Below are 22,651 nucleotides of genomic sequence, written 5' to 3'. Positions count from 1 at the left end.
CAAAAAAATATAAAGGGAGTCACCGCCCTTTATATTTTGATCATTTGTTTAAAAATGAGTTTGAAGTCTTGTTCGCTGATTTCTGTATGTCCAAATCGGAAGGAATAGCCCCAGTGCTTTTTGTTTTTGATGAAAGAGAGGGAAGAAATGAATGGGTGGATGGACATTTCCAGACATTTCAAAAAGTCGATTTTTCTTCTGTAGGGCATGAATCCTTCTCCTGCGTCAAATTTGTACACCCTGTCATCAGCCACTTTTCCTACAGCTGTAAATTTTTGATAGGGTGCATGATCTTTTAGATTCTGCTTTGGAGAGTAATAAATGATCCAATCACCAGGATTCATTCTTTTTAGAGGGGCCTCTTTTCCGTGGCAAAGCTGGGCAAAGCCTCCGGATACCCCCTTCAAGACATGATCGCGGGAAGCCACACCAATCCAATACTTTGTTTTCATCTGCTTCAGCACCCGCAATGATCCTTGTCAGTAGCCCCTTCAGTACATGCTGACACAGGAAAATTCATTTCTCTCCATGCCGCAATGCCTCCGGTCAACTCTTTCACTTGATAACCATTTTCTAATAAAAATTTAGCCGCTTTAGCTGCTGTATTACACCAGACATCCCAGCAGTACACAATGATTTCTTTATCTTTTGGGATGTCGTTTAATCGATTAGGGAGATCCTGTTCAGGTATCACTTGAGCATCTTTTATCGTCACTTTCTTGAATTCGCTTGGTCCGTTTCTTACATCCACTAAGAAATGTTTCTCAGGGTTGAGCTTTGCTGATTTGACAAAATCCATCGGACTAATAGTGGCTTCTAAACGTGCATTGAAAAAATCGAGTGAATTCATGCGGCACTCCTCCTAGTTTTTATATTTGCTCCATACTTTCAAAAGCAAATCTTTCAATAATTTTTGTTCATTTTCATTTAGGGGGGATAAAACTTCATATTCTGTTTGTACTAAAACCTGTTTGCATGATGACAGTACATCACTGCCTTTTTCAGTAATGAGCAGGCTGTATGCTCTGCGGTCACTTGCATTTTTGGTCCGTTCCACAAAGCCTGATCCCTCTAAATGGTCAACATGGCTCACCATTGTGGTACGGTCGATCTGCAATTTCTCGGAAATCAGCTTTTGCGAAGAGTAGGGGTTTTCTTTAATAAATATAAGCACTCCGAATTGCCTGGCATTAAGGTTAAACGGAGCCAAAACTTCAGCGAATTGATCCTCCATTTGCTGAAGAATCTTTCCTAACAAAAACCCATAAAACTGGTTTAATTGTGCCAAAATCATCACCTCCTGAGATAGTCAATGAATAATATAATCAGTTTAACTGATTATTATACCGAATGCAACCTTTCTTATTTTCGTTTGTTAATTTAATTAACTAACCGTGATAAAATAAAACCTACTATATGTTTAAAATGGAGGATTCCCCATGCAGCGAGGAACATTTCAATTAATGAAGTCGGTGAACAAATCGATCATTCTCAATAAAATCAGAACATCAGAGCCGATTTCCAGAGCGCAAATCGCCAAAGAAACAAGGATTACGCCGCCTACGGTCAGCAGCATTGTCAAAGAGCTTATAGATCAAGGGCTGGTAAAGGAAAGCACGCTCGGCCACTCCAGCGGGGGAAGAAAACCGACGATGCTGCACATCAACACAGGTGCTTTTTATGTGATTGGCGTTGATGCGGGGCCTGAGACGGTGGAATGTATATTAACCGATTTAGCTGGAGACATTTTTCAGCGGACATCCAGTTTGCTGGAAAAACCGTTAACGAACGATATGTTCATGGCTGTTTTAAAGGAGAATATAGATACAATTTTAAGCCAGTCCAGTGTCGACCAAGAAAAAATTATCGGCATCGGAATCGCGATGCACGGGGTGGTCGATGCGGAAACGGGAACGTCTCTGATCGCACCCATTTTAAACTTAACCAATATCCCCATAAAAGAAGCGCTGGAAAAAGAATTCAACTTAACGGTAAAAGTTGAAAATGACGCTCGCGCGATGGCGCTGGGTGAATCATGGTTCGGCGGCCATGGCGATGTTGACAGCATGGCTGCCGTTAATATTGGCAGGGGCGTGGGCGCCGGTATTGTGATCAGCGGGAAATTATATCACGGGGCTCAAGGGATCGCCGGAGAATTGGGACATATGATCATTGATATGAACGGTGAAATATGTGAATGCGGAAACCGAGGGTGCCTGCAAACATTAGTGAGCGGACCTGCTATTGCCGAACGGGGGAGAAAACAGCTCAAAGAGCGCGCGGGCGGACTGACGGCTCAAGACATGTTTGAGATGGCGCAAAGCGGAAACCAAACCTGCATCGATCTATTTCATGAAACGGGCAGCATCATCGGAATCGGATTAACCAACTTCATTCATCTTGTCAATCCAAGTAAAATGGTGTTGGGAGGCGGGGTCATGAAGGGCGAAAAATTCATGATGCCTGCTATTGTGGAAACGATACAGAAAAAAGCTCTGACAGCTGAAGCGAGACAGACAGAGGTGGCTGTTACCCGGCTTGGTGAAGAGGCCACGTTATTGGGCGCTGTTTCGTTACTGCTGACGGAATTATTTGATCCGGTGCTGAAATAGGCTGAACCCTTTTGGAACAGCCTATTTTCATCCTTAGTTTATCTGTTGAATCACCGCATCAATAAAACGCATAAAAGCTTTCCGCTCTTTTAATACTCCGGCATCTTCAAGGGCTTTGACAAATTTATTTCCGAGTTCCTTCTGTAAAACCAATTCAGCATGCTCCGGGCTGGAAATTTCTCGATACTCGGATTTAAGGTGTTCTGCCCATTCTTTATGATGGGCTTCGATCCGGCTTGGACGGCCAAGCAGAAACTCTTTGATTGCCGCCAGTTCAGCCTTTAAACGAGGCGGCAGGATGGCCAGCCCCATTACCTCAATTAATCCGATATTTTCTTTCTTAATATGATGCACGTCTTCATGCGGATGAAAAATGCCGAATGGATGTTCAGCAGATGTCCGGTTGTTTCTGAGCACAAGGTCAATTTCAAAGATTCCATTGCGATTTCTGCCAATCGGCGTAATCGTGTTATGTGGCGTGTCATCAGTAAAAGCGATGACATCTGCTAATTGATCCGAGTAGTTTTTCCAGGTTTGAAAAATATCATCCGCCGCCTCAACAAGGCTGTTTATTGTTGTTCCTTTCAGGCGGATCACGGACATCGGCCATTTTAATACGGAAGCTTCAATTTGCGGATGGCGATGTAATTGAAATGAAAAAGCATCTTCCGCGCGCGTCATGGCAAACTCATAACATCCGGCCTGATAATGGTCATGGCTTAAAATAGATCCGCCGACGATCGGCAAATCGGCATTTGATCCGATAAAATAATGCGGAAACATCTCTGTAAAAGTGAGAAGCCTGTGAAATGCCTGTTTGTCGATTTTCATGCGGCGGTGTTTTTCCGAAAACAAAATGCTATGCTCACGGTAATAGACATAGGGTGAATATTGGAAATACCAATTTTCATCAAGAAGCGGTATTTGGATGATCCTGTGATTAGCCCGTGCCGGATATCCGATCCGCCCTGTGTAGCCTTCGTTTTCCTTGCACAACAGGCATTTAGGATAGCTGTGGGTTTGTTTCGCTTCGCGTTCCCGCTTGATTTGTTCGGGATCTTTTTCAGGTTTTGATAAGTTGATTGTAATATCCATTTCGCCATAGGCAGTATCCACCTTATACGAAATATTTTTCTCGATCTGTTTTGTCTGAATGTAATGGCTGTTTTGGCTGAGCCGATAAAAATACTCGGTAGCTGCACTCGGAGATTCATGATATCTCTGGTTGAAAACCGCATTGATGACAGACGGTCTTGCAACAAAGCAATTCATGATATTGGCTGATAAAATCTCCTTGTCATCTGAAGCGTCTGTTATGATGCCGTGTTTGGCAGCATAGCCGGTCAGCTTTTCAAGCAGGTCGGGGATGGATTCATCGGTTGTTCCAACACCCTCTTCAGGAAATGACTCCAGCCCCAGCAGGTGCATCAATTGGTTGCGGGCGTAATTCACATCAGCCGATTCAATTAAATCCGCTTCCAGCGCTTTTTGAATGAGGCCCGCTATATCTTGGTAAATCATGTTGACACTTCCTTCCGATATCCGTTTGGATGTGAAGAATGCCATTTCCAAGCGTCTTCAATAATCTTTACCACAGAAGTGCGCAACGGTTTCCAGCCTAGGACTTGTTTTGCCTTGTCGGAACCGGCAATCAAAATGCTTGGGTCGCCGTCTCTCCGCGCGCCGATTTTAGCAGGAATTTCTTTGCCAGTGACGGATCTTGCCGCATCGATCATTTCTTTCACCGAAAATCCCTGGCTGCTGCCAAGATTGAAGACATCGCTTTGGCCGCCGTCTCTTAGATAATCTAATGCCGCCAGGTGGGCATCGATGAGATCCTCCACATGGACGTAGTCGCGGATGCAAGTTCCGTCAGGCGTATTATAATCGTCACCAAAAATGGTGATGTGCGATCTTTGTCCGAGAGCCGTCTGCAATATAATGGGGACAAGGTGTGTTTCCGGACAATGATCTTCCCCGATCTCTGCCGTTTCTCTTGCCCCCGCTACATTAAAATAACGCAAGGAGACATAATTGACGCCATAGGCTTCATCAGTCCGCTTCATTAACTTTTCCATGATCCGTTTCGTTTCTCCGTAAGTGCTCGTCGGAAGCGTCGGCATCGCTTCTGTAATCGGTGTGGATTCGGGTTCTCCATAGACGGCCGCGGTCGAGGAGAAAACGATTTTTTTCACATCGTGTTCGATCATGGTCTGAAGTAAAACCTGGGTTCCGTACACGTTGTTGTTATAGTACTTGAGGGGATTTTTCATGGACTCGCCGACAAGTGAATTGGCGGCGAAGTGGATCACTTCTTCAATCGGTTCCTTTTCAAAAACAGAGCGAAGAAAATCGATATCACGGATATCCCCTTCATAAAAGGCTGCATCAGGATGTATCGCCTGCCTTTGACCGGTTTCGAGATTGTCAACGATGACGACAGTTTCTCCCTTGTCGATTAATTGATACACGGCATGTGAACCAATATAGCCAGCACCGCCCAACACCAACACACTCATAAAACCACTCCTCTCTCAATTTCTTTTGCACCGTCGCCTATAGCTGCAGTATAAAACGTTGCCTCATAACCGACTGTTTTCCGGTAGACGGCACTTACGTTTTTCTTAACATCATCTGCACTCTCCTTTTCAACGATGGCAATCGCACAGCCGCCGAATCCGGCCCCGGTCATACGGGCTCCCAAGACGCCGTCTTGTTCCCATGCGGTCTGTACGATCGTATCAAGCTCAAGGCCTGTGACTTCATAATCATCTCTTAATGATAGATGGGATTCATTCATCAGTTTGCCAAAGCCGGCGAGGTCGCCTTGCTGAAGTTTTTCCCGTGCTTCTAGCGTCCGGGCATTTTCGTAGACGACGTGCTTGGCGCGCTTTTGATTCAATTCATACTGTATGAGATGTTTATTTGCTTCGAATGCCTCTATTGTCAAATCGCCGAGGCATCTGAGCGATATTTCCCTTTGTAAATCGCTCAGCGCTTCTTCGCATTGGGCGCGTCTTTCATTGTACTTAGACCCGGCTAAAGTGCGCTGTTTATTTGTATTGATGATGATCATCACGTGATCCTTCAAAACGAATGGTGCATATTTGTATTCTAACGTTTTGCAATGTAACAGGATGGCATGATCTTCCTTCCCCATGCCGATGGCAAATTGGTCCATAATGCCGCTGTTTACGCCAATGTACTCGTTTTCAACTTTTTGTCCAAGCTTTATCATAGGGATGGATTCCATTTCTAAATCAAAAAGTCCTTTTAATAAAACGCCTGTTGCAAGCTCAATAGATGCAGAAGAAGAGAGGCCGGCTCCGTGCGGAATATTTCCATAAAACAAAATATCGACGCCGTGTACAATTTGATGTCCCGCCTCTTTCATAAAATGAAACATTCCCTTCGGATAATTGGCCCAGCTGTGGGATTGGGCAAAAGCTAAATCGGATAAGCTGCATTCAATAACCCCCATCTCGGGGAAATTCATTGAGTAGAATCGAATGATTTGGTCGTCCCGCTTCACGCCCAGCGCATATGTACCATATGAGATAGAGGCGGGGAACACATGTCCTCCATTGTAATCCGTATGTTCTCCAATCAAGTTGATTCTTCCGGGAGCAAAAAAGATTCTTGGTGTCTTTGCCGTATTGAAAATCGAACGAAATTCATTTGATAAAGCGGCTAAAGAATTCATAAGTCCTCCTATACATTTGAGACATTGGCTAAACTTAATAAATTAATTTAATTAAGTTAATCCAAGTGTACTATGGCTTTTTTCTTTGCGCAATAAACAAATTCAGCTTGTCGAACAAGGCCGGCACCCGGCTTTAGCGTCCCAGCCGGCTGATGAAAATGTATAATATACCCTTTTACTATTTTGATTGCGTCGATTTGACACCCGGCACTCCCCTTATGTTACGATGAATTTACTGAAATCATGAACATGTTCATATAATGATCGTGTTCATGTTTTAGTGAAAGGAGAAGGAGAGCGAAAACATCATACTGGAGGAATGCAAATCACATGAACCATTCAAAAGTTGAAAAATCAATATTGTTTCCATCGCTAATTTTGGTGGTGGCCGTTACGGTGCTGCTGGTCATTTTTCGGGAGTCGGCGGGTCCGGTTTTGGAAGGGATGCTGAGTGGTATTACAAATCGACTGGATTGGGCATTTGAATTTTTGACGATCGGTCTGTTTATGATTTTGCTGTGGCTGATGCTCGGGCGCTACGGCCGGGTGAAGCTTGGCGGCGCAAATGATCGGCCGGAGTTTTCCAAGTTCAGTTGGGGAGGTATGCTGTTTACGGCGAGTATGGGGACCAGCATTATGTTTTGGTCGATTGTAGAGCCGTTGTATTATTACACATCACCGCCGTTTGGACTTAAAGCTGAGTCGAATGGGGCTGCAGAATATGCAGTCAGCTATGGATTGTTTCACTGGGGGATTTCTGCTTGGGCGCTTTATGCCTTGCCTGCGGTTGTAATGGCATACAGCTTCTATGTACTGAAGAATCCGTCGTTGAAAATCAGTTCTGCCTGTCGAGGTGTGCTTGGAAAACACGCGGATGGCTTTGCAGGAAAAGCGATTGATGTATTGGTGATTTGGAGTATGATCGGCGGACTTGCGACATCACTCGGTCTCGGCGTACCGATGATTTCAGCTGTGATCGGCAGTTTGTTTGGCGTGGAGCCGTCGCTTGGCTTGAATATTGCCATTATTATCATTTGGACGTTTATTTTCAGTTTCAGCGCGTATTTCGGCCTGTATAAAGGAATTCGCAGGCTCAGCGACTGGAACGTCTATATGGCTCTCGGACTGGCTCTGTTTGTTATCATTGCGGGGCCGACGCTGTTTATTTTGTCCTACTTCACCAACAGCTTAGGGGTGATGCTGGACGACTTTATGAAAATGAGTTTATATACCGATCCGATTAGCAAAAGCGGGTTTCCGCAGGCGTGGACGGTGTTTTATTGGGCTTGGTTTGCGGCGACTGCGCCGTTTATCGGGATTTTTATCGCACGGATTTCAAAAGGGCGTACGATCAGAGAGCTTGTGTTTCATGTTCTGTTATGGGGAACTGTCGGAAGCTGGCTCTATTTTGCGGTGTTCGGCGGCTATGGAATGAGCCTGCAGCTCACAGGAAAGCTGAATCTAACGGATATCCAGGCGCAATCTGGAGACCCGAGTGTGATTGTGGCTGTATTACATTCGCTGCCTTTGCCTGTTGTCGTTTCAACTTTTTTCATTATTTTGGGATTCATCTTTTTGGCAACTTCGCTTGATTCTGCAAGCTATGTGATTGCAAGTGTCGCGACAAAAGAGCTTGGTCCGAATACCGAACCGGCCCGCTGGCATCGGTTAATGTGGGGAATCGTTCTGTCGGCGCTTGCGATCAGCCTGACGATGACCGGCGGTCTCAATGTGGTGCAGACCACTTCTGTGCTCGTCTCTGTACCTGTTTTATTCATGTATGTTCTGATGGCTGTTTCTTTGGTAAAGTGGTTGAAGCATAATGAACAAAAACATATATACGAGACAGACAGAGAACAAAGGAGTGCTTAATCTAAATGAACAGAGGGAGAAAAGATATTCAGCGTGCGCGGATGTGGAGGTATTTTCTCGATGCAGCGACAGAGCTCATCAATGAGGAAGGGATCGATCAGATAACGATTCGCAAAATTGCGGACCGCGCCGGTTTTACCGCATCCACAGCGTACAACTATTTTAAAGATCTTTCTCACTTGAAATTCTTTGCAGCTATGCGGTTTACATCTGATTATGTGAGTGAGCTGCCCGAGTATATGGCTTTAGGGCGGAATACTGTGGAAAAGTGGCTTTATTCATGGGAGTGCTTTTGTAAACACTCTTTCACCCAGCCGGACATTTATTCGGTCATCTTCATGGACAATTTGGGGACGCAGCCTCAAGAGCTGATGAACGAATATTATGCCATTTACAAAGATGAGCTGACAGATTTGCCTGAGCAAGTTCAGTCGATTCTCATGGAGCACAACTTTTCAAAGCGGAGCGCCTTGTACATTCAAGGGGCTGTCGAAGAAGGGTTCATCAAAGAAAAGGATGTCGATATGCTCGCAGACATGACGTTGATGATTTGGAAAGGCATGATGAACACGTACATGAACCATAGGCGCGCTTATACAAAAGATGAGGCCGTCAAGCGGACTGTGCAATTCGTAAAGGAATGCGTAATGAATGCAGTCGATGCAAAACGGAGGAATGAAATCGAGTTTGATATATAGGAAAGGATGAGTGAAGTGGTTTTTAACGTCAAAGATTCTCCGAAACGTATGGTGAAAACCGATTACCCGCGGGATATTGAGAAAAGAGAAAACGTGTGGATTCCGATGTCTGACGGGGCGAAGCTGTCGGCGACGATCTGGCTTCCCGAGGATGCGGACAAATACCCGGTGCCAGTCGTATTGGAGTATATTCCATACCGGAAAAATGATTTTACAGCCATTCGGGATTCCATCCGCCACCCCTATTTTGCGGGGCACGGCTATGCAAGCATCCGTGTGGACATCCGCGGTTCCGGAGACTCTGACGGATATTTGAAAGATGAATATGCCAAGCAGGAGCAGGACGATGCGCTTGATGTATTGAGCTGGATTGAGAAACAGCCGTGGTCAACCGGAGCGGTCGGGATGATCGGCAAATCATGGGGCGGCTTCAACAGTCTGCAAGTAGCAGCCCGAAAGCATCCTGCCTTGAAAGCGATCATTACCCTTTGCTCAACGGATGACCGCTATGCGGACGATGTTCATTATCGGGGCGGCAATGTTTTGGCGTCAGATATGCTTTGGTGGGCATCGACGATGTTTGCATACAATGCCCGGCCTCAGGACCCTGATGTCGTGGGCGTCAGCTGGAAGGAGAATTGGCTTGAGCGTCTTGAAAGAACGCCGCCATTTGTTGAGGAATGGCTTCGCCATCAGCGCCGTGATGAATATTGGAAGCATGGCTCAGTCTGTGAAGATTACTCAGACATTGAGATTCCCGTCTTTGCTGTCAGCGGCTGGCAGGACGGCTATACAGATTCAGTTTTTCGTCTGCTTGAGCATCTTCCTAAAGAAAGCAAAGGCTTGGTTGGACCATGGGCGCATGAGTATCCCGAAGTGGCGGCGCCTGAGCCTGCCATCGGTTTTTTGCAGGAATGTCTGCGCTGGTGGGATCAATGGCTGAAAGGTGAAGATACCGGAATGATGGATGAGCCGAAGCTGATCTCATGGATTCAAAACAGCGAGCTTCCCGCTGTATCATATGATGAACGCCCTGGAAAATGGGTGGAAGATCCCGCGTGGCCGTCTCCGAATGTCAAGCACAAGCCGCTTTGGCTTTCAAGTGCGAAATTAACCGATCAAGTGACGGACGCTCCGTCCATCCTCGTTCCAAGTGTACAGGAGCACGGATTTTATTCAGGCGTGTTCTGCCCGTTCGGACAGCCCGGCGACTTGCCTGCCGATCAGCGCTTAGAAAATGGAAAAGCGGTTGTGTTTACATCAGAGCCATTGGAGGAATCGCTTGAGCTGTTGGGGCACCCGATTTTCCGCGCAGAACTTTCTGCAGATCAAGAGGATGCTCTTATTGCGGTCAGATTGATGGACAAGGCGCCGAGTGGAGAATCGACTTTGATCAGCTGGGGAATGCTCAATTTGACGCATCGAAATTCCCACGAACATCCTGAAAAGCTTGTACCTGGGAAAAAATACGCTGTAAACGTCCAGCTGGATTCACTTGGCCAGCAAATACCGAAAGGCCATCGGCTTGAAGTGGCTGTGTCGCCGACTTATTGGCCGTCTGCCTGGCCTTCGCCCAAACCGGTCAGTTTGACACTTTTTCCAGGAGAGAAAACACGAATTGAACTGCCGGTAAGAAAGCCGCAGCCGGAGGATGAAAACTGCGGCCGGTTCGAGGCGCCTGAAACAGCGCCTGTCATGGATCGCGAAGTCATTCGCAAGGAGAAGCGCACACGTGAAGTGATTCATGATCCGATCAGCGGAGTATGGATATTGGCCGATTTCTCAGATGAAGGAGAGCGCCGCCTGCCGGATAACGGCCTTCAATATGGAAGCTGGAACAAAAATACGTGGACGATTAAAGAAAACGACCCGCTGTCAGCCCGCAACCGCTGTGAGTGGGAGCTGACCGTAGGCAGAGGAGAAATCTGGAAAACAAAGCTGGAAACGGTCAGTGAGATGTGGTGTGATGAAAAGAATTTTTATCTGCTGAATACGCTGACTGCCTATGAAGGCGATGAACAAGTCTTTACGAAAACTTGGGAGACAAGTATTGAAAGAGATCATGTATAGCTCGGTCCCCACCCTCTGATGCCCAGACAACGCCTGGGCATCTTTTTTATTTCTTTCTCTCGTCAAACAGATAATCCACAAACTTCACTTCAGGGAACTTTTCATCTGGCCCTTCAAGCAGCCGTCCGCCTTTGTTTTTTAAATGCTTGTCAAAAAAGCTTAAAGTATAGGCGTTGATGATGGATGCGGCTCTTGATGGATCGATTTGACCTGTCAGCCCGATATGCCGGAGAATCGGAGTGAGAAACTGTACATCGGCAAAGTTGTAGTGCTCCATGTCTTTGACATATAGAATGCGGCTGCCCCGGCTGGCTGCATATCTAAAATGTGCGATCTCGGCTTCGGCGTCTTTAGTCTCCTTTTTGATTTCTTCTCTCGTTGCTCCCATTGTTTTTAATTCTTCATCAGTATAGACGTGATGCTGTCTGACTTTATTGAAGCGGTCAAATGTGCTTTCAGAGAAAATAAACATAAATGGCTTTGTCGTGCCAGGACGATTATGGTAGCGGTACAGACCGCCGTCAAGATCAATTCCCGCCGTGATTCTGCCGTCATAAGAAGCATCGTACGAGGCGGCCCCGCCGAAGGAATGGCCGAATACACCGATATGATCCAAATCGAGTCTTCCTTTAAACTGGGTGCGAATTTGCCCGGAATTGATAAGCTCAAACTGATCGAGAACGAATGCGATATCGTCTGTCCAAACTTTTCCTACCATATTACGGTAGTCTTTTTCAGCGATCAAATACTCATCTGTTTTCATCGTAGCTGTTCTCCCATCAGGAAATACGGTGGCAAATGCACTGTATGTATGGTCGATTGAGGCGACGATATAGCCATGACTAGCAAGGTTTTCTGCTTGTGAAGCATGATAGATCCGCGATGACTTGTAGCCGTGGTTTAAGATAATGAGTGGATAAGAACGGCTTTTAGTGGAAACCTCTGCTCCTCCATAGGAATGGCTCGGAATGTATTTTAGGTAGTTCATGACAATAGACGGAAAGCCTAGGGTTTTGGAGAGCGGTTCTTCCTTCAGCACAGGACCCTCTTCTATAAAAGGGGCGGGCTGTCCATTTGCATGTTTTGCAGGATACCAGATTTGAACCATTAATTCTCTTTTTCCCTTTTTTTTCTCATCAAAAATCTCATCTCTGCCTGTATCGACGAAATGAAAAATCTGTGTTCCCACTTTGTGTTCTCCCGTCGGTTCCGGCAGCTGAAACACAGGAAATGCATACATGAGGCATGCCGTCAGCGTCAGCATGACGGCGCTCACGGTATAAGCCAGTCCCAATATGAAACGGGGGATATGTCGAAAAGCAGTCTTTTTAAAACAGCCATAAATTGATCCGGCCAGAAACAAGATCGTCAGTACGTAAGGGAAAAGCAATTGCACCCTTAAACCCTCGACTTTCCAATGAATGGCCAGCACAAGCAGGGTAATTCCGCTTGCAATGAAGATCGGAACCCTGCGTCGTTCTTTTTTCAGCAAAACGGTTAATCCCAACAATCCTATATTCGATATCAACAGCAGCAGCTCAAACAGTCTCAGGATCAATTCCCCCTCTTTCAAGTCGATCATTCTGTAATGTCACCTTAACTTGTCCGGCCGCTTCTGAGCTATCGATTTTCCTTACATCCCGGTGACAATTTTGTCACTTAAAACAGAAAAAACCCCCTCCGTCAATAGACAGAGAGGGCTGGGATTATACAGCCGTTACTTTGCGAAGTGCATTCTCTACAGTTTCGTATTCATATCCGAGGTCACGGGCTACTGCCTCATATGTGATGCTGCCGTTTGCAACGTTGACTCCGCGAGCCAGGGCTTGATTATCGGCAACCGCTTTTTCGACGCCTTTGTTTGCGATTTGCATGGCATAAGGAATGGTGACGTTTGTTAATCCGATCGTTGATGTCCGCGGAACGGCGCCAGGCATATTGGCTACGGCATAGTGGACAACACCGTGTTTCGTATATGTCGGGTTATCATGTGTAGTGATATGATCAACTGTTTCGATAATGCCGCCTTGGTCAATCGCTACGTCAACGACGACTGAGCCTGGCGACATGGACTTGATCATGTCTTCTGTTACAAGCTTAGGCGCTTTTGCTCCGGGGATTAAGACGGCGCCGATCACAAGGTCTGATTCTTTTACAGATTCCGCAATGTTGAGCGGATTGGACATCAGCGTTTGAATGTCTTTGCCGAACATGTCATCAAGCTGGCGCAGACGCTCTGCGCTCAGGTCAATAAGTGTGACGTCAGCGCCAAGACCGACGGCGATTTTAGCTGCGTTTGTACCGACCACACCGCCGCCGATGATCGTCACTTTGCCGCGTTTCACACCTGGTACGCCAGATAAAAGAATACCTTTCCCGCCTTTTGATTTTTCAAGGAACTGTGCGCCGATCTGCGATGCCATGCGGCCTGCCACTTCACTCATCGGAGTCAGCAGCGGCAGCGTCCGGCTGACTTCGACCGTTTCATAAGCAATTGCAGTGACACCGCTGTCGGAGAGCGCTTTGGCAAGCTTCGGCTCGGCAGCTAAGTGCAGGTACGTAAATAAGATTAACCCTTTGCGGAAGTAGCTGTATTCAGAGCTGATCGGTTCTTTAACCTTCATGACCATCTCCGCTTTTGCCCATACATCTTTGGCGTCAGGAATAATTGTCGCTCCGGCTGTCGTGTAGTCGGCATCTTCAAAGCCGCTTCCGATTCCGGCGCCTTGTTCAATTAAGATTTGATGGCCGCTCTTTGTCAGCGCCACTACACCCGCTGGAGTAATGGCTACGCGATTCTCGTTATTTTTGATTTCCTTAGGAATACCAATGATCATGTTGTCGTCCCCCTAAACAAGTAAATGTGATTCTATCGCTAGTATAAATCTCCGAACAAAGAACGACATCGTGTGTAAAATTAAAAATGTAAGCGCTTTTTTGTGAAATTTAACAAATTAGTGAACATTGAAGGAGATTGAAAGTATGAAAGGTTTATTTGTATATTAAAAAAATTTTTCTTCCCAAAATAGGTTTGTTAAAAAAACAAAGGAAAGCGCTTACATTTTGTGTTGTTTCACAAACATAAGTTTTTTTCGTTATGATAGAATATCTCTTGCAGCTATGAAAGCGTTATCTTTGTCAGGAGTGAGTCGTGTGGATATCTTAGAGATACTAGGCAAGATTAATAAGGTATTATGGGGGCCGCCCAGTTTAATTTTATTATTTGGGACAGGCTTATTTTTAACGATTGTTTTAAAAGGATTGCAATTTCGCCGCCTGATCTATGCGTTTAAGATTGGGTTTGGGAAAGAAGATAGCAAGGATGCAGCCGCTGAAGGGGATGTGAGCCACTTTAAAGCCCTTATGACCGCGCTCGCTGCAACCATTGGAAACGGCAACATCGCCGGTGTCGCAACTGCCTTGACGCTCGGCGGCCCAGGTTCAATTTTTTGGATGTGGATTGTTGGTTTACTAGGGATGGCTACGAAGTATGGGGAAGCATTGCTTGCTGTGAAGTACCGGGTGAAAAATGACAGGGGCGAATATTCAAGCGGGCCGATGTATTATATCGAACGCGGGCTCGGCCGCAGATTTAAAGGGCTTGCGATCGCCTTTGCCCTGTTTGGCGCCTTTGCCGCGTTAGGGATAGGCAACAGTGTACAGTCCAATACGATTGCCGATGTGACAAAGAACAGTTTTGGCATGGACAATTGGGTGACAGGCTTGATTTTAGTCATCCTTGTCAGTGTGATTATTTTCGGCGGCATCCAGCGGATCAGCACCGTTGCCAGTTTCTTTGTGCCGATCATGGCTTTCTTGTACATGGGCGGGGCGGTCTTGATCCTCATTTTAAATTACGATATGATCATCCCCGCTTTTGAGCTGATTTTCAATTATGCTTTCCACCCTGTAGCGGCAGCCGGCGGTTTTCTTGGAATTGTCGTCTCTGAGGCCATTCGCAACGGGGTTTCCCGCGGCATTTTTTCAAATGAAGCAGGTCTTGGGACAGCGGCATTAATCGCAGGCAATGCCCGTGCTGATCATCCGGTTAAACAAGCCCTTGTGGCGATGACTGGTACATTTATTGTAACGATTGTCGTTTGTACGATGACCGGTTTAACCCTTATCATTACGGGATTCTGGGACCCGTCCGGCGGATTGATTTCAGGTGTGCCGCATGACGCCGCTCTGGAGGGCGGGGCATTGACAAGTGCAGCTTTTGGCTCTGTTCTTGGTGCAGCCGGTGAATATATCGTGGCGCTTTCCGTTATCTTCTTTGGCTTTTCTACGATTGTCGGCTGGTATGTATACGGAGAAAAATGTTTTGAGTATCTGGCCGGATCTAAAGGAATTGCAGGCTATCGCCTCGTCTATATTATGGCTTGCGGAATAGGAACGGTTGCCAATCTTGTAACCGTATGGGCGTTTGCCGATATGGCCAATGCGCTGATGATGATTCCCAACTTAGTTGCGCTTCTTCTTTTGTGGAAAGTCATCGTAGCGGAGACAAACGATTATTTTCATCATTTCTATAAAAATTCCAAAGCGGCAGGTTCAATAAATCAACCAACCGACCAATAAATCACAGGGCTCTGCTGGCAGGCAGGGCCTTTTTGGTTCCTCATCTCGTCTTCATCTAAACTTTTCTCTATAAAACTTCTTGGCTTATACCATCATTTCCAAACCAATCAACCTAAAAAAATTGACGAAATATGTCGATATTAATGGCAGTAAGCATTTTGTAATTGCACATCGCAGACATTTGCTTGGACATGCTTTGTTTCATAGATGACATAGATCAGAAAGGATAACCATAATGAAAGTGAAAACGAAATTGCTAGGGATTATTTCAATTTTAGTCGTTTCAATCGTTGGAATCGGAGGCTCCTCTGTTTTTATGATTACTTCTACTGTAAAAAAGAATGAAGTGCTTAAAGACAAAATGGAATTTCAAAAAGAGATTAAGCACATTCAATATCGGTTGGCGGGTTTATCGAATGATGAAAGAGGTTTTATTATTACCGGCGACAAAGACTATGGCGAGGGGATGGAGGAGAAAGCTGACGATGTCCTGAAGAGCCTCGACCGAGTCAATGACCTGATTCATGATGAGAAATATCAATCGAATGTTAAAGAAATTAAAGAAAGTTTCACGAAGTATTGGGATTTAAATCAACAAGTATTGCAGGCATATGCAACAAGCCCGGAAAAAGCTGAAACCATCCACTTCGGAGATGAAAGAACATTAAGAAAAGACGTCTTGGATCCGTCTGTCAATAAGCTGGTCAAAAGCCTGGACCAAGAGGTGGAGGGTCTAAAAGCGGAAATCCGCGACAACGGAAAGATGAGTGAATGGTTCATCATCACCGTCACAGGCGTTTCCGCCGTTTTAGGGATTATGTTAAGCCTATTGCTGTTAAAGTCCATTATGGTGCCGCTCAGAAGCCTTAATAAGCAGCTTGAGGAAATTGCTCATGGAGAGGCCGATTTAACCAAAAAAGTCATCGTCAAAAATAAAGACGAGTTTGGACAGCTGGCGCAGTCTTTCAACGCTTTTGTTCATTCATTGTCGCAAATTGTAAAGCAGATTAGCAGCTCGTCTGAACAAGTCGCCGCATCTTCAGAAGAATTGTCGGCAAGCGCGGAAGAATCGAAATCAACTTCTGAACATATTTCCAACGAGATGCAGACGATTGCCGACAGCAATACGGAGCAAAGCTCGATGACAGAACAAAGCTCACAATCCATTAATGAGTTATTGGAACGTTTATCATCTGTTGCTTCAAACACAGGCAGCATAGCAGATCTTTCTTCTTCGATGAGAGACAAAGCCGAAATAGGGTCTAAGTCCGTTCATAAAATGCTGGACCAAATGAATTTCATTGATAAATCTGTCGATTCCGCCGGGAATGGTCTGCAGGCATTGGTGTCCAGCACTGCGGAGATCAGCGATATTTCTTCGCTTATCACAGATATTTCAGAGCAGACGAATTTGTTGGCGCTGAATGCGGCGATTGAAGCGGCCAGAGCTGGGGAGCAAGGAAAAGGGTTCGCAGTAGTAGCGGAAGAGGTTCGGAAATTGGCGGATGAAACGAATCAATCTGCCAATCACATTCAATCATTGGTATCGACCATCCAAAATGAATCGGTTGAAACGGTCAATAACATAAAGGTTGTTCAAGAGAATGTAAGCTCTGGGATCGCTCTTTCACAAGAGACAACCGGGAATTTCAATGAGATTCTGAATCTGGTGGAACAGGTTGCTACTCAAATACAAGAAGTGGCAGCATCCACTCAGCAGCTTACATCAGGTGTAGAAATGGTTCAAAACGCCATTCATACATTGGATGTTGGAACAAAGGAAACATCAGCAAGTACACAAGCGGTCGCTTCCTCGACACAGGAGCAGCTGGCTTCAATGGAAGAAATCTCATATGCAGCAGAATCATTGTCTCAGCTGGCAGAAGAACTTCAAACCATTATCAATCGCTTTAAATATTAATTGATCATCTGCGTTTAAAGCCCCATCATGACGATGGGGTTTTATTTGACTTCAAGCTAAATCATTCCATTTTCGCCAGAGCACCTTCAGGAACCTCTTCTTTTGTTACTTCAACCCAGCCTTTTCCCTTGGCTCCGGCAGCATAAATCTTAATGAAAGCGCCGGGGTGCAGTTTTTTGTCTATTTCTGTTTTGATTTGCTGCTTCTTTCCGCTTGCATCATATCCGGTGAGTGTATAACTGTATTTGCCATTGCCTAACATTTCGGCATTGTCTGTGGTTTTGACGTAGTATGCTTCAGACTGTTGAAAGCTTTGGATCACTTCATCGGCCAGCGGTACAAGCCCTCCTGTCAGCTTTTGCAATGCAAATACTGCGGCAACAGCGATAAGAACCGCCGCAATAAGTCCCATTTTCGGCTTTCTCATTGTATCTTTCTCCTCTTTCGGTTTAGTTCATCAGTCATCTGGCATCATTTTATAAAAAAGGACTGAAAGAAGATATTGATTCATATTACAGTACACTTACATGATTGTAAGGTTGGCCGGCCAAGGGGTTTTGTGTATCTGCTTGCTTCATGTCATAATATATCCAAACGAAGGAGAGACGGAAAATGCAAAAAATCATGATAGTAGAAGACGACCCGAAAATTGCGGATTTATTAAGATCCCACATCGTAAAATACGGGTATCAAGTAAGCGTGGTCGAAGATTTTGACCATGTCATGGATGAATTCAGGAGCGAACAGCCTGATCTTGTGCTGCTTGATATCAACCTGCCAAGCTTTGACGGCTATTATTGGTGCCGGCAAATACGGCAGGAATCGATTTGCCCTGTCCTGTTTATTTCAGCGCGAACGGGGGAAATGGATCAAGTCATGGCATTGGAAAACGGCGGGGACGACTTTATTACGAAGCCGTTTCACTCTGAGATTGTCATGGCGAAAATCCGCAGCCAGCTTCGCCGCGCTTACGGAGAATATGCGGCAAAGGCCGAGGAGCGCCTGCTTGAAAAAAATGGACTTCGGCTGTACCCGGAAAGGCTTGAATTGACTTTCGGCGGCAAGGTGGCGGCTTTAACGAAAAAAGAAGCCGATATTATAGAAAGCTTAATGGAACGCCATCCGCGGATTTCAGGCCGCGAAGACTTGCTTGCAAAGCTGTGGGATGACCAGGCATATGTTGACGAAAATACGCTGAATGTCAACATTACCCGCGTCAGAAAAAAATTTCAGGAGCTGGGTATCGAAGATGCGGTGGAAACTGTCAGAGGCGCCGGCTATCGCCTGAATGTATCCTGGGTGAAGGCGGGAGAGGAATGAAGCTTTTTTTTAGAGAGCACTATCTGTTGATAGCCGTTCAGGCGCTGCAGTTTTTCACGATGCTGCTGATCTACTGGCTTGATGGGTACAGGCACATCAGGCCTGCTTTGTATGCCGTTTTTCTCGGTTTTTTCCTTCTCGGATGCTACCTTTTCTACCATTACTATACACGCCGCAAGTTCTATCAGCGCATCAACAGCCGGCTGGTGTCACTGGATGACACCTTTCTAAAAACGAATCAGCCCCAGTCCCCTCTGTCTGAAGCGCTTGAACAGCTGCTGAAAAGTCAGTACAGGCATTATCGGCATGAACTAAAAGCGCTGGAGAGCGGAAAAAAAGAACATCTGACCTTTATGGATCAATGGGTTCACCAGATGAAAACGCCGCTGTCCGTGATTGAGCTGACAGCTCAAAACTTGGATGAACCGGAATCATCCAGCATCCGTGAGGAGACGGAGCGGATCAAAACCGGGCTGAATACCATTCTCTATATGGCTCGACTCCGCACGATCGAACAGGATTTTCGCGTCAAACCGGTCGTTTTGGCGGACATTGTTCATGAGGTCAATCAGGAGAACAAGCGCTTTTACATTCGCAGCCAGGTATATCCTAAATTCGAGGAACAACAGAATGGCATTATCGTGGAAACAGACGAAAAGTGGCTGTTTTTCATGCTTTCACAGCTTATAAACAATGCTGTGAAATATTCAGCGGGAAAAAGCAATACCATCATGATTTCCCTTTATGAAAAAGAGGGTGAAGCAGTTTTGGAAGTGCAGGATTTCGGTGCAGGCATCCCGGATATCGACCAAAAGCGCATTTTCGATCCGTTTTTTACAGGAGAGAACGGCCGCAGGTTCAGAGAATCAACGGGTATGGGCCTTTATTTGACAAAAGCGGCGGCTGATCATCTCGGCCATCGAATCGAACTCGATTCGGAGGAAGGGAAGGGCACGACAGTCAGATTGATTTTCACAGCGACGCAAAACCTTACATCGATGTAATGAAAGTGAAAGAAGAATCGATAGTTAATATTCCGGATATTTAGGTAAACTGATCACAGATCGAAAGTGAAATATGAAAGGAGATCTTGTGATGCTTCATGTCAAACAAGCAAGTAAAATCTATGAAGGTAAAATTGCATACCGCGCATTAACGGATATTAACTTAACAATTGATAAAGGTGAATTTGTCGGAATCATGGGTCCTTCCGGAAGCGGAAAAACGACCCTTTTAAATATGATTGCAACCATTGATGAACCGACTACTGGGGAAATTCTGATCAACGGAGAAAATCCGCATTTGCTTAAAAAAGAAAAATTGGCCAAGTTTCGAAGAAGAGAATTGGGATTTGTGTTTCAGGACTTTAATCTTTTGCCTACATTAACGGTTGAAGAAAACATCGTTCTGCCTTTGACGCTTGATGGAGAAAAGGTCAGGGAAATGAAGCGGAGAGCGCAGGATTTAGCCGAGAAACTCGGGATTACGCAAATCATGAAAAAACGCACATTCGAGATATCAGGGGGGCAGGCACAGCGAGCCGCTGTGGCTAGAGCAATGATTCATGCGCCTAAGCTTTTGCTTGCCGACGAACCGACGGGAAACCTCGATTCAAAGTCATCAAAAGACGTCATGGAAATGCTTGAATCGATCAACCGGAGCGAGAAGACGACGATGATGCTTGTCACGCACGATCCTCAGGCTGCAAGCTACTGCAATCGGGTCGTCTTTATTAAAGATGGAAAGCTGTATTCGGAAATAAACCGCGGCGATAATCGCCAGGCCTTTTTCCAAAAGATTCTCGACACACTTTCATTGTTGGGAGGGAATGCAAATGACCTTTCGTCAGTTCGCGTTTAATAACGTCATTCGCAATAAAAGGCTTTATGCCGCTTATTTTCTCAGCAGTTTGTTTACAGTGATGGTGTTTTTTACATTTGCGATTTTTGCTTTCCATCCGGCTTTGGGCGGTGATTCCTTTAGTTCCGGTTATGGGCAGAAAGCCAACGGGGGCCTTTATGTGGCCGGGGGCATTATCTTTGTCTTTTCTTTCTTCTTTGTATTGTACTCGATGAGTTCGTTCCTTCAATCAAGAAAAAAAGAATTCGGCGTATTAATGATCCAGGGAATGTCCATGCGCCAAATCCGCATGATGGTGTTTCTTGAAAATATGGTGATCGGGTTTTTCGCGACGATCGGAGGCATTGTGCTTGGATTGGTATTTGCGAAATTGATTTTGCTTGCCGCCGAAAATGTCCTGATTATTGGAAATAAGCTCGATTTTTATTTTCCGCTGATGGCGATGGCCGTGACATTTGTTTCTTTTACTGCTCTGTTCTTATTTATATCTTTCCTCGTTTCGTTTGTGCTTCGCAGTGAGAAGCTGATCAATTTGTTAAAAGGGAATAAGAAATCAAAAGGAGAGCCGAAGGCGTCCATCCTGCTGACGCTGCTTGCGGCTGTATTGCTTGCATCAGGCTATTATGCTGCATTGTCTGCAAAGGGAAACGGCGTTTTTATAGCGATGCTGCCGGTGACAATTGTCGTCATTCTCGGAACATATTTGCTGTTTACGCAACTAAGTGTTTATGTCATTCGCCGGCTCAAAAAACGGAAAAACCTGTTTTGGCGAAAAACGAATATGATATTATTTTCCGACCTTTCTTACCGAATGAAAGACAATGCCCGTACGTTTTTTATGGTGGCGATCATATCTACCGTAGCGTTCAGCGCGATCGGGACTTTATACGGTTTTCAAACGCTTTTGACCGGCGGGACAAAAAATATGAATCCCCATACATTCACTTATAGCTCTGGGGAAGATAACAAAAACACCGAAAAAGATGTAGCTTTCATTAATGAAACATTGAAAGAAAAAAACATTAAAACTGAAAAAGCCGAAACGGTACTCAAGTATTTCGACATCAACGGCGAGAATGAGCTGATTGCCAAACAATCGGATTATAACCGGTTCGCCGCTTTGATCGGTGCGGAGAAAATCAAGCTTGCTGAAGGAAAAGCCGCAGCAGTCGATTTTGACGGACGAACGGACCGCGAAGGAAAAGAGCTGCTCAAGCAGCCGATCACCCTTGCATCAGGCAAGAAAATTCATGCTGATCAAGTCATCCAATCAAAAGCATTGCCTGAAACAGGCTTTTATTATGTTGTGACAGACAGCGACTATGAACAGCTGAAAAAACCAAAAATCGAAACATGGTTCTATGCATGGCAGGCTCAAGACAAAAATGATAAGCATGTAATTGAAGCCGGAGAAAAGCTGACAGAAAAACTCGAGCCTTTTCAGTTCTTTGCTGTAGATTATGAAGTTTATAACCTCAATAGGGGATACGGCCCCATTTTATTCATAGGATTATTTATCGGAGTCGTCTTTTTCGTATCAGCAGGAAGCTTTCTGTATTTTCGCCTATATGCTGATTTGGAAGATGATAAGCAGAAATTCCAATCAATTGCCAAGATGGGCTTGACAGACCGTGAACTGAAAAAAGTACTGAGCAGACAAATCGGGCTTCTTTTCTTTGCACCGATCCTTGTCGCCCTCGTTCATGGAGCGGTGGCGCTGACGGCATTGTCACATGCGTTTCAGTATGACCTTTTTAAGGAATCTGCAATGGTGCTCGGCATATTCTTTTCGATCCAGTTGTTCTACTTTTTCATTGTTCGTTTCTACTATACAAAACAGATTAAAGCGGCGATTTAGCCGAAAGATTAGACAGCCGTCTAATCTTTTTTTATAGTGTTGATTCAAACAGGCCGCAAGTGGAAAATGCATAAACATACCTAAGTACTTTGCCTCTTCCTCTATTTGGATGATTATGTTAATTTGAAATTATTTCAAATTCGAAAGAGGAGTGGT

The 22,651-nt window shown here is 45.3% G+C and carries 19 protein-coding genes; 10 read left to right on the top strand and 9 right to left on the bottom strand.

Annotated elements, in window-relative coordinates:
• Positions 1-29: 29 nt before the first annotated feature.
• From RBH91_RS22180 to RBH91_RS22170, 3 genes are read right to left on the bottom strand one after another with little or no spacing between them, the layout of a single operon-like run.
• Positions 30-452: an EVE domain-containing protein gene (locus RBH91_RS22180; RefSeq protein WP_307892989.1), complete on the bottom strand. Its 423-nt coding sequence runs from the start codon at positions 450-452 to the stop codon at positions 30-32.
• 5 nt (positions 453-457) lie between these two features.
• Complete coding sequence (locus RBH91_RS22175; protein ID WP_307892988.1) at positions 458-850, bottom strand: rhodanese-like domain-containing protein; 393 nt, start codon at positions 848-850, stop codon at positions 458-460.
• Between the two features lie 12 nt (positions 851-862).
• Positions 863-1,294: a MarR family winged helix-turn-helix transcriptional regulator gene (locus RBH91_RS22170; RefSeq protein WP_307892987.1), complete on the bottom strand. Its 432-nt coding sequence runs from the start codon at positions 1,292-1,294 to the stop codon at positions 863-865.
• Positions 1,295-1,439: 145 nt separating this feature from the next.
• On the opposite strand from RBH91_RS22170, the gene RBH91_RS22165 reads away from it, so the two are divergent.
• Entirely contained in the window at positions 1,440-2,612 is a 1,173-nt protein-coding gene (locus tag RBH91_RS22165; protein ID WP_307892986.1) for an ROK family transcriptional regulator, read from the top strand.
• 33 nt (positions 2,613-2,645) lie between these two features.
• Here RBH91_RS22165 and RBH91_RS22160 read toward each other — a convergent pair whose 3' ends face one another.
• From RBH91_RS22160 to RBH91_RS22150, 3 genes are read right to left on the bottom strand one after another with little or no spacing between them, the layout of a single operon-like run.
• A complete protein-coding gene (locus tag RBH91_RS22160) occupies positions 2,646-4,133 on the bottom strand; it encodes a UDP-glucose--hexose-1-phosphate uridylyltransferase (protein WP_307892985.1) in 1,488 nt (495 codons plus the stop codon).
• Positions 4,130-5,131, bottom strand: coding sequence for a UDP-glucose 4-epimerase GalE (gene galE / locus RBH91_RS22155; RefSeq protein WP_307892984.1), 1,002 nt, complete (start codon positions 5,129-5,131; stop codon positions 4,130-4,132). The genes RBH91_RS22160 and galE overlap by 4 nt, the downstream gene beginning before the upstream one ends.
• Positions 5,128-6,315, bottom strand: coding sequence for a galactokinase (locus RBH91_RS22150; protein WP_307892983.1), 1,188 nt, complete (start codon positions 6,313-6,315; stop codon positions 5,128-5,130). The genes galE and RBH91_RS22150 overlap by 4 nt, the downstream gene beginning before the upstream one ends.
• 330 nt (positions 6,316-6,645) lie before the next feature.
• On the opposite strand from RBH91_RS22150, the gene RBH91_RS22145 reads away from it, so the two are divergent.
• The 3 genes from RBH91_RS22145 to RBH91_RS22135 are packed head-to-tail and all read left to right on the top strand — an operon-like array spanning position 6,646 to position 10,955.
• Positions 6,646-8,187 (top strand): BCCT family transporter, encoded by a 1,542-nt coding sequence (locus RBH91_RS22145; RefSeq protein ID WP_307892982.1) that lies wholly within the window; start codon positions 6,646-6,648, stop codon positions 8,185-8,187.
• A 5-nt stretch (positions 8,188-8,192) separates the two neighbouring features.
• Positions 8,193-8,885, top strand: coding sequence for a TetR family transcriptional regulator (locus tag RBH91_RS22140; protein WP_307892981.1), 693 nt, complete (start codon positions 8,193-8,195; stop codon positions 8,883-8,885).
• 15 nt (positions 8,886-8,900) lie between these two features.
• The gene (locus RBH91_RS22135; RefSeq protein ID WP_307892980.1) at positions 8,901-10,955 is read left to right on the top strand and encodes a CocE/NonD family hydrolase; all 2,055 of its coding nucleotides are present in this window, start codon (positions 8,901-8,903) and stop codon (positions 10,953-10,955) included.
• 46 nt (positions 10,956-11,001) lie between these two features.
• On the opposite strand, the gene RBH91_RS22130 is transcribed toward RBH91_RS22135, so the two are convergent.
• Together RBH91_RS22130 and ald are read right to left on the bottom strand one after the other, a co-directional pair.
• Positions 11,002-12,507 (bottom strand): alpha/beta hydrolase family protein, encoded by a 1,506-nt coding sequence (locus tag RBH91_RS22130; RefSeq protein WP_307894829.1) that lies wholly within the window; start codon positions 12,505-12,507, stop codon positions 11,002-11,004.
• 154 nt (positions 12,508-12,661) lie between these two features.
• Positions 12,662-13,792: an alanine dehydrogenase gene (gene ald, locus RBH91_RS22125; RefSeq protein WP_307892979.1), complete on the bottom strand. Its 1,131-nt coding sequence runs from the start codon at positions 13,790-13,792 to the stop codon at positions 12,662-12,664.
• A gap of 316 nt (positions 13,793-14,108) precedes the next feature.
• Between ald and RBH91_RS22120 the strand changes: the two genes are divergently transcribed.
• Both RBH91_RS22120 and RBH91_RS22115 read left to right on the top strand, forming a co-directional pair.
• On the top strand, positions 14,109-15,536 hold the full coding sequence (locus tag RBH91_RS22120; RefSeq protein ID WP_192855966.1) for an alanine/glycine:cation symporter family protein: 1,428 nt from the start codon (positions 14,109-14,111) through the stop codon (positions 15,534-15,536).
• 235 nt (positions 15,537-15,771) lie between these two features.
• Complete coding sequence (locus RBH91_RS22115; protein ID WP_307892978.1) at positions 15,772-17,457, top strand: methyl-accepting chemotaxis protein; 1,686 nt, start codon at positions 15,772-15,774, stop codon at positions 17,455-17,457.
• A gap of 61 nt (positions 17,458-17,518) precedes the next feature.
• Here RBH91_RS22115 and RBH91_RS22110 read toward each other — a convergent pair whose 3' ends face one another.
• On the bottom strand, positions 17,519-17,884 hold the full coding sequence (locus RBH91_RS22110; protein WP_307892977.1) for a YxeA family protein: 366 nt from the start codon (positions 17,882-17,884) through the stop codon (positions 17,519-17,521).
• 185 nt (positions 17,885-18,069) lie between these two features.
• Between RBH91_RS22110 and RBH91_RS22105 the strand changes: the two genes are divergently transcribed.
• From RBH91_RS22105 to RBH91_RS22090, 4 genes are all read left to right on the top strand, one after another.
• Positions 18,070-18,777, top strand: coding sequence for a response regulator transcription factor (locus RBH91_RS22105; RefSeq protein ID WP_307892976.1), 708 nt, complete (start codon positions 18,070-18,072; stop codon positions 18,775-18,777).
• Positions 18,774-19,781, top strand: a complete 1,008-nt coding sequence (locus tag RBH91_RS22100) for a sensor histidine kinase (RefSeq protein ID WP_076760028.1) — start codon at positions 18,774-18,776, stop codon at positions 19,779-19,781. The genes RBH91_RS22105 and RBH91_RS22100 overlap by 4 nt, the downstream gene beginning before the upstream one ends.
• A 91-nt stretch (positions 19,782-19,872) precedes the next feature.
• Entirely contained in the window at positions 19,873-20,637 is a 765-nt protein-coding gene (locus RBH91_RS22095; RefSeq protein ID WP_076760025.1) for an ABC transporter ATP-binding protein, read from the top strand.
• Entirely contained in the window at positions 20,612-22,495 is a 1,884-nt protein-coding gene (locus RBH91_RS22090) for an FtsX-like permease family protein (RefSeq protein ID WP_307892975.1), read from the top strand. The genes RBH91_RS22095 and RBH91_RS22090 overlap by 26 nt, the downstream gene beginning before the upstream one ends.
• Positions 22,496-22,651 lie beyond the last annotated feature (156 nt).

Origin of the sequence: Bacillus swezeyi (genome assembly GCF_030908325.1) — a bacterium.
GTDB lineage: Bacteria > Bacillota > Bacilli > Bacillales > Bacillaceae > Bacillus > Bacillus swezeyi.
The sequence above is the reverse complement of the archived record's forward strand: the minus strand, read 5'-3'. Positions and strand labels throughout refer to the sequence as shown.